The 18,283-nt window shown below is 57.9% G+C and carries 12 protein-coding genes; 7 read left to right on the forward strand and 5 right to left on the reverse strand.

Going from position 1 to position 18,283, the window contains the following annotated elements; all coding sequences use genetic code 11:
- On the forward strand, window positions 1-127 hold a 127-nt coding region (locus Q1Y74_RS14005; protein ID WP_366914073.1), incomplete at its 5' end, for a DUF3874 domain-containing protein.
- Between the two features lie 402 nt (window positions 128-529).
- Here the strand turns inward: Q1Y74_RS14005 and Q1Y74_RS02830 are convergent.
- The 3 genes from Q1Y74_RS02830 to rsmA all read right to left on the reverse strand — a co-directional run bounded on the left by Q1Y74_RS02830 (window position 530) and on the right by rsmA (window position 4,813).
- On the reverse strand, window positions 530-2,386 hold the full coding sequence (locus Q1Y74_RS02830; protein WP_300812209.1) for a DUF349 domain-containing protein: 1,857 nt from the start codon (window positions 2,384-2,386) through the stop codon (window positions 530-532).
- Window positions 2,387-2,542: 156 nt separating this feature from the next.
- Window positions 2,543-3,886, reverse strand: a complete 1,344-nt coding sequence (mgtE, locus tag Q1Y74_RS02835; protein WP_300812262.1) for a magnesium transporter — start codon at window positions 3,884-3,886, stop codon at window positions 2,543-2,545.
- Between the two features lie 135 nt (window positions 3,887-4,021).
- Window positions 4,022-4,813: a 16S rRNA (adenine(1518)-N(6)/adenine(1519)-N(6))-dimethyltransferase RsmA gene (gene rsmA, locus Q1Y74_RS02840; protein WP_300812210.1), complete on the reverse strand. Its 792-nt coding sequence runs from the start codon at window positions 4,811-4,813 to the stop codon at window positions 4,022-4,024.
- 128 nt (window positions 4,814-4,941) lie between these two features.
- Between rsmA and Q1Y74_RS02845 the strand changes: the two genes are divergently transcribed.
- Window positions 4,942-5,928 (forward strand): lysylphosphatidylglycerol synthase transmembrane domain-containing protein, encoded by a 987-nt coding sequence (locus Q1Y74_RS02845; RefSeq protein ID WP_300812212.1) that lies wholly within the window; start codon window positions 4,942-4,944, stop codon window positions 5,926-5,928.
- Between the two features lie 302 nt (window positions 5,929-6,230).
- Window positions 6,231-7,688, forward strand: coding sequence for an aminoacyl-histidine dipeptidase (locus Q1Y74_RS02850; protein WP_300812263.1), 1,458 nt, complete (start codon window positions 6,231-6,233; stop codon window positions 7,686-7,688).
- Window positions 7,689-8,957: 1,269 nt separating this feature from the next.
- Here Q1Y74_RS02850 and Q1Y74_RS02855 read toward each other — a convergent pair.
- A complete protein-coding gene (locus Q1Y74_RS02855) occupies window positions 8,958-9,368 on the reverse strand; it encodes a DUF5053 domain-containing protein (RefSeq protein WP_300812213.1) in 411 nt (136 codons plus the stop codon).
- A complete protein-coding gene (locus Q1Y74_RS02860; protein WP_300812214.1) occupies window positions 9,365-9,562 on the reverse strand; it encodes a hypothetical protein in 198 nt (65 codons plus the stop codon). Before Q1Y74_RS02860 ends, Q1Y74_RS02855 begins: the two co-directional genes overlap by 4 nt.
- A 419-nt stretch (window positions 9,563-9,981) precedes the next feature.
- Between Q1Y74_RS02860 and Q1Y74_RS14010 the strand changes: the two genes are divergently transcribed.
- From Q1Y74_RS14010 to meaB, 4 genes are all read left to right on the forward strand, one after another.
- Window positions 9,982-10,341 carry a hypothetical protein gene (locus Q1Y74_RS14010; RefSeq protein ID WP_366914070.1) on the forward strand — a complete coding sequence of 120 codons (360 nt, stop codon included), beginning with the start codon at window positions 9,982-9,984 and terminating at the stop codon, window positions 10,339-10,341.
- Window positions 10,325-15,784, forward strand: a complete 5,460-nt coding sequence (locus Q1Y74_RS02865) for an alpha-2-macroglobulin family protein (RefSeq protein WP_366914071.1) — start codon at window positions 10,325-10,327, stop codon at window positions 15,782-15,784. The genes Q1Y74_RS14010 and Q1Y74_RS02865 overlap by 17 nt, the downstream gene beginning before the upstream one ends.
- A gap of 320 nt (window positions 15,785-16,104) precedes the next feature.
- Window positions 16,105-17,175, forward strand: a complete 1,071-nt coding sequence (locus Q1Y74_RS02870) for a DUF1573 domain-containing protein (protein ID WP_300812215.1) — start codon at window positions 16,105-16,107, stop codon at window positions 17,173-17,175.
- A 2-nt stretch (window positions 17,176-17,177) separates the two neighbouring features.
- Window positions 17,178-18,281 (forward strand): methylmalonyl Co-A mutase-associated GTPase MeaB, encoded by a 1,104-nt coding sequence (gene meaB, locus Q1Y74_RS02875; RefSeq protein ID WP_300812216.1) that lies wholly within the window; start codon window positions 17,178-17,180, stop codon window positions 18,279-18,281.
- Window positions 18,282-18,283: the final 2 nt, after the last annotated feature.

Raw genomic sequence — 18,283 nt, forward strand, 5'->3', positions numbered from 1 at the left:
CAAGAATCCCTCCGCCCTGAAGGACTGTACCTGTACGTCCTTTGCCCGCCTGCTGGCGCAGCTGGGCCGCAGGGTGCATACGAGGTACGGGAACGGGTACTGGGTGAAGGCGGTTGATGGAAAATGAGACAGGTTTTACCCTTGCGAATTGAAAATCGGCGAAGCCATGTTTGCAGGAGTCGGAGGAGTTATCGCCCGCCCTCTGACGGGATTGGGTGTTGAAGGCCAATGGATGTGATAATGAAGAGTGAGGAATGAAGAGGGAACACTTTCTGAGCCCCATTAACCGTATCGGCTTTCGCTTCTGACGTGGCAAAATAAAGCGGAATGCTTTCTAATATGGTGATATTCAGTGAAGTATATAGTGCGAAACTTAAGAAAGGTTGAGCAGGTTTGTTGTAGAACGTATATCTGTGTATGATGGATTGTCCGGACAACAAAAATCCGTGAAATCCATACCTCCAACGTCCGGTGCGGACGGTTGGGGTGGGGGATTTCACGGATTGTCTGTCTTTCAGTATCTGATGTTTCAGCCTTCGTTCTTGATTTTCTCGTCAATCACTTTAATCTTCTGCTTCACCAGTTCGATGTCACCTTTCAGTTTTTCCACCTTCCGGTTCAGTTCGGTCAGCAGGCTGTTGCCTTTCTTGGACGAGGCGTTCAGGAAGCCCAGATTGTTTTCGTAGGTCTGGAGTTCGGCCTTCATGTTGTCGAATGTCCTGACGAGCTTCTCGCGTTCCCGATAGAGGGCTTGCTGGCTGCCTTCAGGGATGTTGCTGAGGGCTGACTTGAAGTTGCTCAGCTTTTTGTTGGAGGCGCTGATGTGGAAGCGGTCGAACAGGCGGTCTACAGCCGCGTGGTACTGTTTGTAAATCTTGTCTTTCTCCTTGAAGGGGACGTGGCCCACGTTGTTCCATTCCTTCATCAGGTCGCGCACCATCTGTGTGGCCTCGTCCGTGTCGGTGTCCTCGCCGATGGCTTCCAGCTTCTCGATGATGGCTTTCTTGGCGGCCAGGTTTTCCTGCTCGACGGAGCGCTGGGAAGATGTGGCCTTGTTCTTCTGCTCGAAGAAGTAGTCGCAGGCGCCGATGAAACGTTTCCATACGGCATCCGAATGCTTCTTGGCCACGGGGCCGATGGTCTTCCATTCCTTCTGGAGTTTGGTCAGCTCGTCGGCTGTGACCTTCCAGTCGGTGCTGTCTTTCAAGGCCTCGGCTTTCTCGCACAGGGCACGTTTCTTCTCCAGATTCTCGTTCATGCCTTCTTTCATGGACTTGAAGAATTCGGCTTTTTTCTGGAAGAAGCTGTCGCATGCCTTGCGGAAGCGTTCGAATATCTTCACATTCATTTTCTGCGGTGCAAAGCCGATGGTTTTCCATTTGTTTTGCAGGGCAATGATTTCCTGAGTCTTGTTTTCCCAGGCCGTGAAGCTGGTCAGTTCGTTATAGTCGATGGCCTCTATGATTTCGCAGATGACGGTTTTCTGGTCCAGGTTATGCTGTTCGGCTTCCTTCAACGCCTCGAAATGCTGCTGGTGGCGGCGGTTGACGTTGGTTGAGGCTGCCTTGAACCGCGCCCAGATTTCTTCGCGCAACTCCTTGGCTACAGGACCTGTGTCGCGGAATTCCTGGTGCAGCTTCTGCAACTGGTGGAAGGCAGACACCACGTCCGGTTCATCGGCCAGCTTTTCGGCCGCTTCGCAGAGGCGGGTCTTGATTTCGAGATTCTTCTTGAAGTCATATTCGCGGAATTCATTGTTCAGCTTCAGCAGGTCGTAGAACTTCTCCACGTAGAGCTGGTAGTTCTTCCACAGTTCGTTGACTTTGGCCTGCGGCACCAGTTTCACGTCGTTCCATTGCTGTTGCAGCTTCTTGAACTCGGTGTACGACTTGTTGGCATCGTCGGGCGATTCCACCAGTTCCTTCAGTTCTTCGATGATGGAGAGCTTGATTTGCAGGTTCATTTCCTTTTGCTTCTCCAGTTCGGCGTTGGCAGCACCTCTCTTTTCCTTGATGACGGACATGATTTGCTTGAAGTCTTCTTCCAGGGCATCGGACTGTGGCACGAAGTCTTCCGGGTTTCCTCCGTTTTCGACGAATTGTTTTCTGGCAGCTTCAACCTCTGCGCTGTGCAGTTTGTAGAAGGCTTGCTTCAACCCGTCTATTTCTGTTTTGGTCGTGTTCTCCACGTCCGTGGCAATGGCTTTCAGCCTGGCCAGGATTTCTTCCTTGCTCAGCCTCTGTGTCGTCTCTACCGGCTTTTCGGGTGTGGGTTCTTCAGCAGGAGTCTCTGTGGCGGCCGGCTGTTCGGAAACCTCTGCTGCTGTCTTTTCTTCTTCTAATTCCACCGGCTTTTCGGGGAGATTAGTGTCATGAGTGTCCGTCATTGTATTTACTTTTTAGAAACGGGATTCCCCGTTTGGGTTACATTAGGTTACAAATTAATGAAATAAAAAGATTACTTCATACTTTTTTGCTTCTTTTTTTACGTATCAGTCCTTTTTTTTCTCTGGAGCGGCCTTGCCCGGGCGGTTATTCCTGCCTTACGATGCCAGCAGCACGGTAATGCCCATGTAAAGCATCATGCCGATGATGTCGTTGGTGATGGAGATGAACGGGCCGGTGGCGATGGCGGGGTCTACCTTCAGTTTCTCCAGCGTCATGGGCACCAGGGTGCCGAAGATGGAGGCGAACATGACCACGGCGAACAGGCTGATGGATACGGAGTAGGTCACGGTGGCCGTGGCACCGAAGCGGATGAAGTTGTAGATGTAGACCAGCAGGGAGATGATGGTGGCGTTGATGCTGGCCACCACGGCTTCCTTGGCTACCTGCTTCAGCGTGTCCTTGGCGTCCAGCGAACTGTTGGCCAGGCCCTGCACGATGATGGCCGATGACTGGGTGCCCACGTTACCGCCCGTACCGCCGATGAGGGGAATGTAGAGCGCCATTTCGGGATGGGCGGCAAAGGTGGCGTCGAAGTTGCCCAATATCATGGAGTTGCCGATGCCGCCCAGCATGCCGATGAGCAGCCAGGGCAGGCGGGCACTGGTCTGACGCACCAGGTTGTCGTCCGTCTCCACGTCTTGCGAGAGACCCGATGCCAACTGGTAGTCGCGCTCCGATTGCTCGCGAACCTCGTCCATCACGTCATCTACGGTGATTTGTCCCACCAGGCGGCCAATGCTGTCCACAACGGGCACGGCCACCAGGTCGTATTTCTCGATAATCTGTACCACTTCGTCAATGGGGGTATCTACGTGTACGGAGATGGGATCCTTTTTCATCACGTGCTTCACCTTTGACACGGAGGGCGAGGTAATCATCTTCTTCAGAGGGAAAACGCCTTGCAGGCGTTCGTCGTCGTCGATGACGTAGACGTAGTAGATTTCGTCCAGCTGTTCGGCCTGCATGCGCATCTCCTTGAGGCACTCGGGCATACTCCAGTTCTCGTTCACGGTTACCATTTCCGTACCCATCAGACCGCCGGCGGTGTCCTCGTCATACTTCAACAAGTCTACGATGTCGCCTGCCTGCTCAATGTCTTCGATGTGTGAGAGCACCTCTTCCTGTTTGTCTTCGTCCAGTTCGCGCATCAGGTCTACGGCGTCGTCGGTGTCCATGTAGTCCACGAACTTCTTGGCGATGGTTTCCGAGGGGAGCAGTTCGAGGAACTCCTTACGGACGTCCTCGTCCATTTCGACCAGTACGTCGGCTGCCGTCTCGTTGTCGAGGAGGCGGTAAACGAAGCGGGCGTCCTCCGGGTCGAGGTCGTTGCAAAGCTCGGCAATGTCGGCCGGATGCAGGCCGGTCAGGAGTGCCTTGACATTCTGTGTGTCTTTCTGCTCGATAAAGCCTTTGACTTTGTCAATATATTCTTCGTCTATTTCCATTTTGATAGTGGTTAGTGGCGTAGTTAGCGGTTGACGGTGAGTGATCAGTGGTTAGTGGTTGGCGGTGAGTGGTTAGTGGCAATCCGGAAAGAATGCTAACCGCTGACCACTAACCACTGACCGCTCACACTATCCGTTCACCGTCAAATGCTCTTTCACCCGGTTGGTCAGTTCTATAAATTCCTGTACGGACAGCTGTTCGGGACGGCGGTCGAAGAGGGCATCCTGCGTCAGGGGGCAGTCTTTGCCCAGCAGGGGCTTGATGGAGTTGCGCAGCGTCTTGCGGCGCTGGTTGAAGGTGGTTTTCACCACCTGCTTGAACAGCTGCTCGTCGCATCCCAGGTCCTGCGTGCCGTTGCGTGTCATGCGGATGACGGCGCTCTTTACCTTGGGGGGCGGATTGAACACGTGCTCACTGACCGTGAACAGGTACTCCACCCTGTACCATGCCTGTATCAGCACGCTCAGGATGCCGTAGGTCTTGCTGCCCGGTCCGGCGGCTATGCGTTCGGCCACTTCCTTCTGTATCATGCCTGTACAGCAGGGAATCAGTTCCTTGTTGTCCAGCATCTTGAAGAAGATTTGGCTGGAGATGTTATAGGGATAGTTGCCCGTCAGCACAAAGGGCTGCCCGTCGAACAGACGTGTCAGGTTCATCTTCAGGAAGTCGTCCTCTATGATGTTCTCTTCCAGTTGGGGGTAGGCTTCACGCAGATAGGCCACCGACTCGTAGTCCACCTCCACCACCTTCAGCGGTCGTCCCTTAGGCAGCAGGAACTGGGTGAGCACGCCCATGCCGGGCCCCACCTCCAGTACGGGCAGGTTGGGGCAGGCGTCTATGGTGTCGGCTATGTCCTGTGCCACCTTCAGGTCCTTCAGGAAATGCTGGCCGAGAAACTTTTTAGGCTTTACTAATCTCATGTATCAAGTTAATTATTACTTTTGCAGTTCACAAAGGTAGCTCTTTTTCATGAAGAATGAAGAAGGAGGTATGAGAATTTTTCTGCCCGAGCCCGTGCCGGCGAAAGTATAATTGTTTTATAGTGCGTATGAACAAACCGGTTAAGAAATCCCTACAAGTTGTACTGTCCCTGCTGTTGGGCGGCTTCGTCCTCTTTTGGGTCTACCGGGATTTCGACTTTCAGCGGGTCACGAGGGTGCTTCTGCACGAGACGAACTGGTGGTGGATGTCGTTCTCGCTCTTCTTCGGCGTCATGAGCCACGTCTTTCGCGGCTGGCGCTGGAAGCAGACGCTGGAGCCTCTGGGCGTGCGTCCCCATGCTTCGGACTGCGTGGATGCCATCTTTGTCTCCTACGCGGCCAGTCTGGTAGTGCCCCGTGTGGGCGAGGTGTCGCGCTGCGGCGTGCTGGCCCGCTACGACAACGTGCCTTTTGCCAAGTCGCTGGGTACGGTGGTCACCGAGCGGCTGATAGACACGCTCTGCATCGTGCTGATAACGGGTCTCACCTTCCTGTTGCAGATGCCTGTCTTCCTGACCTTTTTCGAGGAGACGGGCACCAAGATTCCCTCCCTGGTGCATCTGCTCACTTCGCCCTGGTTCTATGTGGTGCTGTTCAGCGCGGCGGGCGTGCTGGCGCTGCTCTACTATCTGCTGCGCATGCTTGCCTTCTTCGAGAAGGTGAAGGGGGTGGTGCTGAATGTGTGGGAAGGCATCCTTTCGCTCCGCTCTGTCAGCAATGTCCCCCTGTTCGTGGTCTACACCCTGCTGATATGGGCCTGCTACTTCTTCCACTTCTACCTGACTTTCTACTGTTTCTCCTTTACGGCCCATCTGGGTGTCCTGGCCGGACTGGTGATGTTTGTAGGCGGCACGTTTGCCGTCATCGTTCCCACGCCCAACGGTGCGGGGCCGTGGCACTTTGCCGTTATCACCATGATGATGCTCTACGGCGTCAGCGCTGCCGATGCAGGCATCTTTGCCCTCATTGTGCATGGCATCCAGACGCTGCTTGTCATCGTCCTGGGACTGTGGGGCTGGCTGCACCTGATGATGGGGCGGCGGCACAAGGGTTGAGGAGGATTCCTGAGTTCGGATTTCAGGTTTCAGATTTGAGATTTCATATTTCGGTTTTGGGAGGACGGCTTCTGCGTTTGGAGCGGAAGGCCGGCCGCTGCCCGCATCGGATGCCCTCCTTCCCGGCAGTTTCGTGAGATTCCGCCTGTCCCGTACCAAAACGTAAGCATATCGGGGCCGCTTCGTCGGTGAGGAGCGGGGAAATGCCCTCTTAAAGCGAAAAAACAGCCTTGCGGATGTTTTTTCTTGAAATATAATTTTATCTTTGCGAAAACTAATTTCTATACTATATTATATATATGATGAGCGATATTTTGCAACTGGCTCCACAGAACGTGTGGAAGCATTTCCATTCACTTACGCAGATTCCCCGTCCCTCGGGACACATGGAGAAAGTGACCGAGTTCCTCGTTGGCTTCGGTAAGGGCCTGGGACTTGAAACCTTTGTAGACGACGCCGGCAATGTCATTATCCGCAAACCCGCCACGCCGGGCATGGAGAACCGCAAGGGCGTCATCCTGCAGGCACACATGGACATGGTGCCCCAGAAGAACAACGACACGGTGCACGACTTCACCAAAGACCCCATCGAAACCTACGTGGACGGCGACTGGGTGAAGGCACGCGGCACGACGCTGGGAGCCGACAACGGCCTGGGTGTGGCTGCCGCCATGGCGGTGCTGGAGGCTGCCGACCTGAAACACGGACCGCTGGAGGTATTGATTACCAAGGACGAAGAGACGGGCATGTACGGTGCCTTCGGACTGAAGCCGGGCACCCTGCAAGGCGAAATCCTGCTGAACCTCGACTCCGAGGACGAGGGCGAGCTCTACATAGGCTGTGCGGGCGGCATAGACATCACCGCCACCCTGGAGTATAAGGAAGAGGCGCCCGCCGAGGGATTCGTGGCCCGCAAGCTGACGTTGAAGGGACTGCGCGGCGGACACTCGGGACTGGAAATCAACCAGGGACGAGGCAACGCCAACAAGTTGCTGGCACGCGTGGTTCACGACCTGCTCATCGAGTTCGACTGTCAGCTGGCCTCCTTCGAGGGCGGCAACATGCGCAACGCCATTCCCCGCGAGGCCCATGCCGTGCTTCTGTTCAACCCCGAAGACATGGACGGGCTGGACGAATACATCCACGAATACGAGGCACAGATTGCTTCCGAATATGCCACCATCGAGAGCGGCATCAGCCTGAAGCTGGAAGAGACGGCCCTGCCCGCCGCTGTGGTGCCCGAAGAGATACAGGACAACATGGTCAGCGTGCTCATGGCCTGCCAGGACGGCGTGATGCGCATGATTCCCACCGTCCCCGACACCGTAGAGACCTCGTCCAACCTGGCCATTGTCATCCTTGCCGGCGGCAAGGCCGAGGTGCGCATCCTGGCCCGCAGCTCGTGCGACACGATGAAGGACTTCCTGGCCGACAGCCTCAGCGCCTGCTTCTCCATGGCCGGCATGAAGGTGGAGCTGAGCGGAGCCTACTCCGGCTGGCAGCCCAACGTCGACTCGCCCATCCTCCACGCCATGAAGCGCTCCTACCAGCAGCAGTTCGGTGCCGAGCCCGCCGTCAAGGTGATACACGCCGGCCTGGAGTGTGGCATCATCGGTGCCGTCTACAAGGATTTGGACATGATTTCCTTCGGACCCACCCTGCGTTCGCCCCATTCGCCGGACGAACGCGCCTATATCCCCTCCGTCAGCAAGTTCTACGACTTCCTGGTGGCCACGCTGGAGCAGACTCCGGTGAAGTGACGGCCCGGCGGCCGGCGCATCGGCCTCCTGCGGGCTTCTGAGGGGCTTTCCTGAAACGCAGACGGACACAGATTTACGCAGATTCTCCCAATCCTTGCGCAAATCTGTGTCCGTTTGCGTTTATTTTTCCCATTTTGGCAGACGTTTTCTGCCAGATTGTCACCTGTCATGTCAGAACTGCGCTTCTTTCCCCTCTGAATCGCCGCTTTCCCCGCCGGCTGCCCCTCATTTCTTGATGCAGGTCAAGAAATGTGTTATAAAACATGTTTTTTGACCTAAAATGGCTCCCTGTTTAGAACAAAGGCCCTATTTTTGTGTTGTATAACATGAATCCGAGGGGATTCAACAGGATAACAAACTTAATTTAGGAGGATAACAAAATGAAAATGTTAAAGAAGATCATGAAGCATTTGGGTAAGACCAATGCTGATGTTTGGGGTTGCTCCATGCTTAGCATGCATACCCTCTGAGAAAAAAGCAAATGAAACGAGTAAAAAGGTTAGTTTTTAGGTAACAGTAAATTGAGAAGATTATGAAAAAGAGCAAGGTACTTGATACGGTAAAACGCATTCTGGCCGAAGTAGGCCGGAACGAAATGCTGAAAATGGGCTACATGGTCCAGGACTAAGCATAAGGAGAAAAGTTTAGGAATTTTCAAGTTCCGCCCTTCGCCTTTTGTCCGCACCACGTGGACGGCGGCGGAACCTGATTCAGGTATTAGTTTAAGATTTAAGGTTATGAAAAAGAAGATTGTTAACTCGGTGAAGTCCATTCTTGTCATGGCCGCTAAGAATTGGATGGAATCCATGCGTTACTACAGCCTGCAGATGTAAGCACACTGGCTGAACGCAAAATCCGTGGAGAGGGTGTATCCGTACAAAGGGTGCATCCTCTCTCTTTTTCTGCCGCTGCCCTGCGTTCCCGGCGGCTGGGCGGGCAGTCCGTCCGCCCGCAGGGAGGTGTCTCCGTGCCCTCTTTCTCCCGTTCTTTTCCGCTCCGACTGTAAAAAGATTTCGCAATCCGTCATTGCTTCTGCGGAGCACTTGTAACTGCTTGGATATAAACCTGTTAGAAACCGTCCGGTCTCCCTATACGACAGAGGCCCCCTCTCTATACGACAGAGGGTGCCTCTCTATACGACTGAGGTACCCTCTGTATACGACTGAGGCTGCCTCTGTCGCGTATGGTTATGGATTTGTATGGATATTTAACCGTCTACCCTCCTGTTTTCATCGGGGCGGACGGACGGGCAGTGGCCTGCCTTCCCGGTTAAACGGTGATGGACAGGGAACTGATGCGCTCACCCACTTCTTTGAGGGCGCGGTTGAAGAGGTCGGCTTCTTCGCGGTTGAGCTTGTAGACCTTGCCGCGCACCTTGTAGCCGTTGATGCGCTGGTATAGCCACGAGGCACTCTTGCCGAAGTAGTGTCGGGCTATGTAGGACATGGGTATCAGCTTGTAGCTGTCATCGTCTATCTGGCGGCGGATGGCGTCAATGTCCCTGTGCACTTCGTCCATACCCTCGCTCCACCAGCCGGCGGCCAGGGCTTTCTCTTCGTCGCTGAGCGGGCGGCTTTCCAGCTCTTTCATCAAGTCTTCCAGCCGTTTGCGCTCTTCGGCATCTGCCGAACCCATCAGGGGCTTCATTTCTTTCAGGATGTCTTCAATTTTTCTCATCATTCGGTAGGGTTTGTAGGGTTGTCCTTGTCGGGCATCCGCTGTTGTTTAAGCAATTTGGACAAATCGTCCAGCATCAGGTTGACCTGCCTTTCTTTTTCTTCCGGGCTGATACCCAAGTAGGGCGCCACCCTTTCATAGTCGGCAAGTTTCTGTTTGACTCTTTCTATCTCTTTATTCAGTTCTTCGTTTTTCATCGTTGGTGGTGATGGTGATTCCCATGGAAGTCCGTTTCCTGCCTGTAAAGATACGTACTATTTTTATTATGTGCAAGGGGATCGTGCGGTTTTCTTTCCGAAACGGAGCCGGGCGTCTTGCCGGCATGTGCCGGAGGGCGTTCCTTGCCTGTATGGACTGCTTCCCCTTTGCTTTTAGCCTTATTTCTACCCGTTTGCAAGTTTTTTTAGGGCAAAATCTACATTCGTTTAGACTTTATTTCTTTTCTTTGTTCTTACGATTCGTGTGTCGCGGTTTTTTGCATCTGCCGTCGTCTGTCGGTGCTGTTGCAGGCTGTGCCATGCGGCGAGGCGGAGAGAGTCGGGGAGGGGGAGCATGGCCCGCAAAGGTTGCGGCCGGAACATGAACTTGAAAAAACACTTGAAAAAACGGAGGGATTATGAATAGAGCATGGAAATTTGGAAGTGTGCTGCTGGTACTGGCAGTTTGGTTGGGCATACCCGCGCTACGGGCACAGTCGTATGCCAAGTTGTGGAAACAAGTGGAACAGGCACAGCAGAAGAATCTGCCGCAGACCGTGGTGAAGCTGACCGACGAGATTTACCGCAAGGCCCTGGAGGAGAAGAACTCGCCCCAGTTGCTGAAAGCCTACCTCAGCCGCGAGGCTTACAAGCAACGGCTGACGCCTGACAGCCTCTACGCCAGCCTGCAATACATGGAGCGCTGGGTGGCTGCCGAAACGCGGCCGGTGGACAAGGCCATCCTGCACTCGCTGTTGGCCGATGAACTGGCTGGGTAATGCCCACGAACTGGCCGGACGCACCGCGCTGGCCGAGGACGAGGCACCTGCCGACATCCGTGTCTGGACGGGAGCGCAGTTCGTTGACCGCGTGATGCTTCACAGCCGGGCCTCGCTGCAGGATGTGGAACGGCTGCTGGACACGTCCACGGCCGATTACAAGCCCTTCATCGAGCAGGGCGACGCCAGCGCCTACTACGGTCACGACCTTTACCACCTGCTGGCCAAGCGGGCGGTAATGGCACTCATCTGTTTGGACGGCGCCGATGCCGACTCGCTGTTGCAGGCCGGTGTGGAGGGCATCTACCGGCAGATGATGGACACATACGCCCGGCGTGACGACCGCCGCGACGCCCTGCTGCTCTGCACCCTCGACTACTGGAAGTGGAAGAGCAGCTGGTCGGGCGGACAAGAGCAGGAAGCCTGCCTGCGTGCGCTCGACGAACTGATGGAGCGCTTCGCCGACCTTCCCCTGTGTGCCGAGGCTTACTTGCGCAAGGCGCAGTGGATGAGGACCGGGGGCGAGGGACGCAGCGTGGCCGAGGCCATCCGCCTCTGCGACGAGGCCATCCGCCGCTATCCTTCCTACAGCCGCATCGGCAACCTGAAGCAGCTCCGTGCCGAGCTGCTCCGTCCGCAGGTCAACCTCTCGGCCACGGCCACTGCCTATCCCGGCGACAGCCTCTCCTTCAGCGTCCGTTATCGCACGGTGCAGGATCCCGTCACCGTCAACCTCTATGCCACCTCTCTGGACACCTATCGGAGCAATCTGAACCTCAATTCGGACAAGGAGTTCCGCCGTTGCAGCCCGCGCCGCGTCTATACGGCCACCCACGTACTGACGCCCCTGCCCGGCGTGGGTAAGGCGGAGGCCGACGTACCCTACCTGCCCAGCGACACCACGCTGCTGCTGCCCGTCCCCAGCGAGCCGGGCCTCTATGTCGTGGAAGTGGCGCCCCGGGGCAAGAACGTGCGCATCGTCCGCGGCCTGCTGTCGGTGACGCGCCTGCGGGTATTGACCCTCGACCTGGGCGACGGCCGTACCGAAGTGCTGACGCTGGACGGCCGCAGCGGGCATCCCGTCCCGCAGGTCACCGTGGACTTCTATTCCGGCACAGACCTCACTCAGGCCCGGAAACTCTCTACGGTCGTGACCGGAGCCGACGGCCGTACCCTTGTGGCCTGGGACAAGGCCATCCGCTGCTACGTGGCCTGCAAGGACGACGACAAGTCCATGATACCGCAAAATTTCTACCAGAATAAGGGCACCCGCGAAGCCGACGCCACCCGCTACGGCCTGCTGCTGCTCACCGACCGCAGCATCTACCGCCCGGGACAGACGGTCTGCCTGAAAGGCGTGGTCTACCGCCAGGAGACCGACCAGGCGCAGGCGCTGGAGGGCGAACGTTTCGACCTGGAACTGCTCGACGCCAACGGCAAGCAGGTCAGCACGCAGCAGGTCAGCACGGGCGATTTCGGCTCGTTTGTGGCAGAGTTTGCCCTGCCTTCGGCCTGTCTCAACGGCGACTTCTCCATCAGTGCCCGCGGCAAGGCGGAGTCCAGTGTCAGTTTCCGGGTGGAAGAATACAAGCGTCCTACGTTTGAAATCACCTTCAATCCCGTCACCGCGCCCTATTGCCTGGGCGAGACCGTCACCCTCGGCGGGCAGGTCCGGTCCTTCAGCGGGGCTACGGTGCAACAGATGCCGCTGGCCTACCGGGTGACGCGCTCCATGCCTTACCGCTTCGGGGCCGGCCGGACACTCCTGGCCGACACTGTGCAGCTGGATGCCGACGGACGCTTCTCCTTCAGCCTGGAGCTGGAGAGCGAAGAGGCGCTGGAGGCGCAGGGCTACGGCCTGTACGGGAGTGTGACCTACGAAGTGGAGGCGTCCGTCACCGACGAGGCCGGCGAGACGCAGACCGCTACCTTCAGCCTCACGGCCGGCGAGGAGGCCTTTGATTTGTATATCGACCTCCCCTCGCTGTTCTGCAAGGAAGATACCGTGCAGTGGGGCATCAGCGCCTTCAACGGGCAGCAGGTGCGGCAGCGGCTGGAGATTGACTGGCGCATAGACCCGGAGGAGGGCCGCGCGGCCGACGGCAAGCCCGTGCTCAGCGGCCGTTGTCTGGCCGGCGTGCAGCATCCGCTGTCCGTCTGGGCCGGGGTTCCTTCGGGCAGCTACCGCCTGACCGCCACCGCCACCGACTCCCTGGGCCACCGGGTGGAGGAAAGCACCGTGTTCACCCTCTTCTCCAAGGCCGACCGCCGTCCGCCCATCCCCCTGCCGATATTCTATTATGACGGGCAGCTGGAGGTAGGCGTGGGCCAGAAGGCCTCCTTCTACCTGGGCACTTCGCTGCAGGACGCCTACGTGCTGATGGACATCTTTGCCGGCGGCAAGCGGGTGGAGAGCCGCGTGCTGCAGCTGACAGATACATTGATGTGTATGGAGATTCCCTATCTGGAAAGCTACGGGGAGTCGGCCAGCATCTTGTTCAATACCGTGCGCGACGGCAAGTTGTACAGCCAGCAGGCCTATCTCAAGAAGAAGGCGCCCGACACCCGCCTCCACCTGCGTTGGGAGGTCTTCCGTGACCGCCTGCTGCCGGGTCAGCAGGAAGAGTGGCGGATGGTGGTCAGCACGCCCGACGGGCAGCCTGCCGCCGCCGAGGTGCTGGCGCTGATGTACGACGCCTCGCTCGACAAGCTCTACCGCAACCAGCCCTGGTGGGGTGTCCTCTTCAACCGCCGCACAGACTGGTACTATGCCCGCCTGAACAACGGCGGCAGCCTCTACCTGTCTCCCTACTTCACCGTCCCCGACTGGAAGGTGCCCGGCTGGGACTACGACCGCTTCAGCACTCCTTCGATGGGGAGTGGCGCCGAGGGCGGGGTGTTCTTCATGACCGGGAACGACGTGGTTGTGCGGGGCTACTCCATGTCCTCCAACGCGGTGCTGGCCGGCAACCTGAAGCGGGCGGCCGTGGCAAACGGCTTTGAACTGAACGAGACGGTTGTGGTGAATGACGCCGACGTAAGCGATCTCGTGTTCGAGGAGGAGATGGCACTCTCCTCCGAACTGCACGAGGATGTTCCGCAGGCTGCCCAACCGGACGGGGCCGACCTTCGCACCAACTTTGCCGAGACCGCCTTCTTCTATCCGCAGCTCCGCACCAACGAGCGGGGCGAGGTGGTGCTGGCCTTTACGGCGCCCCAGAGCCTGACGCGCTGGAATGTACGCGGCTATGCGCATACCCGCGGGATGCGCACCGGCACGCTGGAGGCACAGGCGGTGACGGCCAAGGAGTTCATGCTCCGTCCCAACCTGCCGCGCTTTGTCCGGGTGGGCGACCTCACCGGCATCTCGGCCACCGTCTCCAACCTGACCGGACGTACGGTCAGCGGGAAGGTGAAGCTGGAAGTCTTCGACCCCGCTACCGAGAAAGTACTGCTTACCCGCCGGGAGAAGTTCCGGGCTGAGGCCGGGCGCAATGCCGCCGTCAGCTTCAGCTTCGAGGCCGACGGACGCTACAGCCTGCTGGGTGTGCGCCTGGTGGCCGACGGAGGCAGTTTCAGCGACGGCGAGCAGCACCTGCTGCCCGTGCTCAGCAACGAGGAATACATCGTCGAGACTCTCCCGCTCAACGTTCAGGGCGGTGAGACCCGTGTGTTCCCGCTGGACAGTCTGTTCAACGCCGACAGCCGCACGGCCACCGGACGCCGGCTGACCGTAGAGTTCACCGCCAATCCGGCCTGGCTGGCCGTACAGGCGTTGCCTTCGTTCAGCCTGCCCACGGAGGAAAATGCCGTATCGTGGGCCACGGCCTACTATGCCAACGAACTGGCAGCCTACATCCTCCGCACGCAGCCCCGCATCAAGGCGGTGTTCGACGCCTGGCAGGCTTCGGGCACGTCTGAACAGACGCTTCTCAGCCGCCTGGAGCAGAATCAGGAGCTGAAGAACATCCTGCTCAACGAATCGCCTTGGGTCATGGAGGCTACGGACGAGACTGAACAGATGCGCCGCCTCGGCCTGCTCTTCGACCTCAACCGTCAGCAGAACAACCGCTTTGCCGCCCTCTCCCGCCTGAAGGAGTTGCAGGGCGAGGACGGTGCCTGGGGCTGGTACGAAGGCATGTCGGGCAGTACATCTCTCACCACTTACATCACCGGCATGTTGGTGCGCCTTTCCGTCCTGACGGGTACGCCGCTGGAGGGCGACGCCTTGCAGATGAAGCGGAAGGCGTTTGCCTGCCTGCACAAGGAAGCCCGCGAAGCATACCTGCGCCTGAAGAAGGACGGGCTCAAGGACTACCGCCTCTCCGACGACATCCTCAACTACCTCTACCTGTTGGCGCTGGACGCCGATGAACAACCCTCGGCCGACAAGGAGGCCTACCGTTACTTCCTCTCCTGCGTGCCCTCCCTGCTGGACGAGTCCTGGATGCAGCGTCAGGCCAGAGCAGCCGTCATCCTGCTGGCTGCCGGACGCAAGGCCGAGGCGGCCGAGTTCGGGGCTTCGATGAAGGAGCATCTGATACGCGAGGATGAGGTGGGGGCACACTTCGCCTTCAACGACGGTCTCTACAGCCTGAACATGCAGCCTGTTTCCACTCACGTGGCGGTGATGGAGGCCCTGACCCGTCTGGGCGGAAACAAGGACCTGGTGGACGACATGAAGCGTTGGCTCCTGAAGCAGAAGCAGACCACCGCCTGGAATTCGCCCGTCACCACGGCCGATGCCGTCTATGCCCTCCTGGCCGACGGCACTGCACTCGAGTCGCGGGGCGACGTGCGCATCACGCTGGGAAAGACCGTCGTCGAGACCGCATCCGACACCGCCGGTACTCCTGCATGGCAGGGCCTGGGTTACGTGAAGCAGACCTTTACGCAGGGCGATGCCGCCCTCAAGGCCGGACAGGTGAAGGTGGAGAAGCGCGACGAAGGCATGGCCTGGGGAGCCGTCTATGCCCAATACTTCACTCCGATGTCCGATGTACGCGGGCAGGCGGGTGCGTTGGGTGTGGAGAAGCAGCTCTACCTGGAGGCTGTGGATGCCTCCGGCCGCAAGTCCCTGAAACCGCTCGATGCCGCCACGGCCCCCAGGGTGGGGGATAAGGTGGTCATCCGCCTCGTCTTGCGCCTGGACCGCGCCATGGACTTCCTCCAGCTCAAGGATAGCCGCGCCGCCTGCCTCGAACCGACGTCCGCCCTCTCCGGCTATCGTTGGTACAACGGCTACGGTGCCTACACCGACATCAAGGATGCCTCCACCCGCTTCTACTTCGACCACCTGGACAAGGGCACCTACGTGCTGGAATACGCCTGCCGCATTGCCCGTTCCGGACGGTACGAACCGGGCATAGCCATCCTCCAAAGTGCCTACGCCCCCGAATTTGCCTCCCACTCCGCAGCGCTGGAGCAGTTGGTGATTGAGTAGGGAAACGGCCGACAAGGAATGTCACCTCATCAATGCCGTCCCTCCGGAATGTTGGCCGGAGGAACGGCATTGTTGCGTAAGTGCTTTTCCCAAAGAGGCTCGGAGGCAAGGTCAAAGAGGCTCGGAGGCAAGATCAAAGAGGCTCGGAGGTGATGCCAAAGAGGCTCGGAGGGACGGGCAGGGTTTACGGCAAGTAATGCAAATCTTACCTAAAAAGCCGGCCTTTGTCTTTTTCTTCTATATGAATTTTGTACATTTGCAAACCTTTCTTGCATGCGATGACTCGCAGAAATATGATAATAGGCATAATGACCATAGACATGAAACGAACAGTAAGCATATTTACATTGCTCGTCTGCCTGCTGGGTGGCGTGGCGGCACAGCCGCGCTTCACGTCGAACACCAGCCAGTACAGCCTGGGGCAGATAGAGTGGAAACATCCGGTGAACGTGGAGTACACCGTCACCAATACAGGTACCGACCCGCTGGTGCTGACCGAGGTGGAGCCGGACTGTGCCTGCACCGTGGCGCAGTGGACGCAGACGCCCATTGCCCCCGGAGCGAAAGGCACCATCAACGTCACCTTCGATGCCGAGGCGTTGGGACATTTCCAGAAATCAGTAGCCGTCTACAACAATGCGGAGCCTCACCTGGTTTACCTGAACTTCAGTGGTGAAGTGGTGCGGGAAATCAAAGATTATACGAAGACACATCCTTACCAGATAGGGCAGATACGTATTGACAGGGATGAGCTGGCCTTCCCCGATGTATGCCGGGGCGAGCGTCCTGTGCTGCATGTGGGGGTTGTGAATCTGTCAGACCGTCCGTATGAACCGGTGCTGATGCACCTGCCTCCCTACATCGACATGGAGGTGAAGCCCGCTGTGCTGCAGCAAGGCGAGAAGGGTGTCATCACCCTGACCCTGAATACGGAGCGGCTCACCGACCTGGGACTGACGCAGGCCTCGGTCTACCTGTCGCGCTTTGCCGGCGACAAGGTGAGCGAGGAAAGTGAATTGCCGGTATCGGCCGTCCTGCTGCCCGACTTCTCCAACCTGACCGAGACGGAGAAGCTGAATGTTCCCTCTGTCCAGCTCTCGTCCAATGCCTTGGACTTCAGCACGGTGCTGGCCAAGAAACGGAAAGCCAAAGCCGACATTACACTGACCAACAACGGCCGCTCGCCGCTGATTATCAGCAAACTGCAAGTGTTCCATCCCGCGGTGGGCGTCAGCTTGAAGAAGGCCATGCTGCAGCCCGGCGAGTCTACCCGCCTGCGTGTGACGATAGTGAAGAAGAGCATCGGCAAGCACCGCCGCCACCTGCGTCTGCTGATGATAACCAACGACCCGATGCATCCCAAAGTAGAAATTAACATTAAAGCGAAATAACCATGGAACATCCCGAGAATTGTGCCGAGTACAAGGGCCTGACCGTGAATGCCGGCATCGAACAGCCCGCTTCCGTGAACCCCTATCTGAAGAACCGTCCGCGCCACAAGAAGCGCGAACTCTCTGTGGCCGACTATGTGGACGGCATTGTGAAAGGTGAAACAACCATATTGAGCCAGGCCGTGACCCTGGTGGAGAGCCTGAAGCCCGAACACCAGGCAGTGGCGCAGGAAGTCATCGAGAAATGCCTGCCCTATGCCGGGAGTTCCATCCGTGTGGGCATCAGCGGTGTGCCGGGAGCCGGCAAGAGTACGTCCATCGATGTCTTCGGACTGCACGTGCTGGAGCAGTACGGCGGCAAGCTGGCCGTGCTGGCCATCGACCCCAGCAGCGAGCGCAGCAAGGGCAGCATCCTGGGCGACAAGACCCGCATGGAGAAACTCTCCGTACATCCCAAGTCGTTCATCCGTCCCAGCCCGTCGGCCGGGTCGCTGGGCGGTGTGGCCCGCAAGACGCGTGAGACCATCATCCTCTGCGAAGCCGCCGGCTACGACAAGATATTCGTTGAGACCGTGGGCGTGGGCCAGAGCGAGACCGCCGTACACTCGATGGTGGACTTCTTCCTGCTCATCCAGTTGGCCGGCACGGGCGACGAGCTGCAGGGCATCAAGCGCGGCATCATGGAGATGGCCGACGGCATTGTCATCAACAAGGCCGACGGCGACAACCTGGAGCGCGCCAAGCTGGCTGCCACCCAGTTCCGCAACGCGCTCCACCTCTTTCCGGCCCCCGAGAGCGGATGGACACCGCAGGTGCTCACCTACTCAGGCTTCTACAACCTGGGCGTGAAGGAGATTTGGGACATGGTGTACAAGTACATGGACTTTGTGAAGGAGAACGGTTACTTTGAGTACCGCCGCAACGAGCAGAGCAAGTACTGGATGTACGAGAGCATCAACGAGCAGTTGCGCGACAGCTTCTACCACAACCCGAAGATAGAGGCCATGCTGGGCGAGCGCGAGCAGCAGGTGCTGCAGGGCAACCTGACCTCGTTTGTGGCCGCCAAATCGCTGCTGGACACCTACTTTGAGGACATGAAGCGCTGAGG

This window comes from uncultured Bacteroides sp., assembly GCF_949298305.1.
Lineage (GTDB): Bacteria > Bacteroidota > Bacteroidia > Bacteroidales > Bacteroidaceae > Bacteroides.

Excerpts from the sequence above, each read along its gene's own strand:
- Q1Y74_RS02830 (WP_300812209.1), bottom strand. The coding sequence starts at position 2,386 with ATGACGGACACTCATGACACTAATCTCCCCGAAAAGCCGGTGGAATTA.
- rsmA (WP_300812210.1), bottom strand. The coding sequence starts at position 4,813 with ATGAGATTAGTAAAGCCTAAAAAGTTTCTCGGCCAGCATTTCCTGAAG.
- Q1Y74_RS02845 (WP_300812212.1), top strand. The coding sequence starts at position 4,942 with ATGAACAAACCGGTTAAGAAATCCCTACAAGTTGTACTGTCCCTGCTG.
- Q1Y74_RS02850 (WP_300812263.1), top strand. The coding sequence starts at position 6,231 with ATGAGCGATATTTTGCAACTGGCTCCACAGAACGTGTGGAAGCATTTC.
- Q1Y74_RS02855 (WP_300812213.1), bottom strand. The coding sequence starts at position 9,368 with ATGATGAGAAAAATTGAAGACATCCTGAAAGAAATGAAGCCCCTGATG.
- Q1Y74_RS02860 (WP_300812214.1), bottom strand. The coding sequence starts at position 9,562 with ATGAAAAACGAAGAACTGAATAAAGAGATAGAAAGAGTCAAACAGAAA.
- Q1Y74_RS14010 (WP_366914070.1), top strand. The coding sequence starts at position 9,982 with ATGAATAGAGCATGGAAATTTGGAAGTGTGCTGCTGGTACTGGCAGTT.
- Q1Y74_RS02865 (WP_366914071.1), top strand. The coding sequence starts at position 10,325 with ATGAACTGGCTGGGTAATGCCCACGAACTGGCCGGACGCACCGCGCTG.
- Q1Y74_RS02870 (WP_300812215.1), top strand. The coding sequence starts at position 16,105 with ATGAAACGAACAGTAAGCATATTTACATTGCTCGTCTGCCTGCTGGGT.
- meaB (WP_300812216.1), top strand. The coding sequence starts at position 17,178 with ATGGAACATCCCGAGAATTGTGCCGAGTACAAGGGCCTGACCGTGAAT.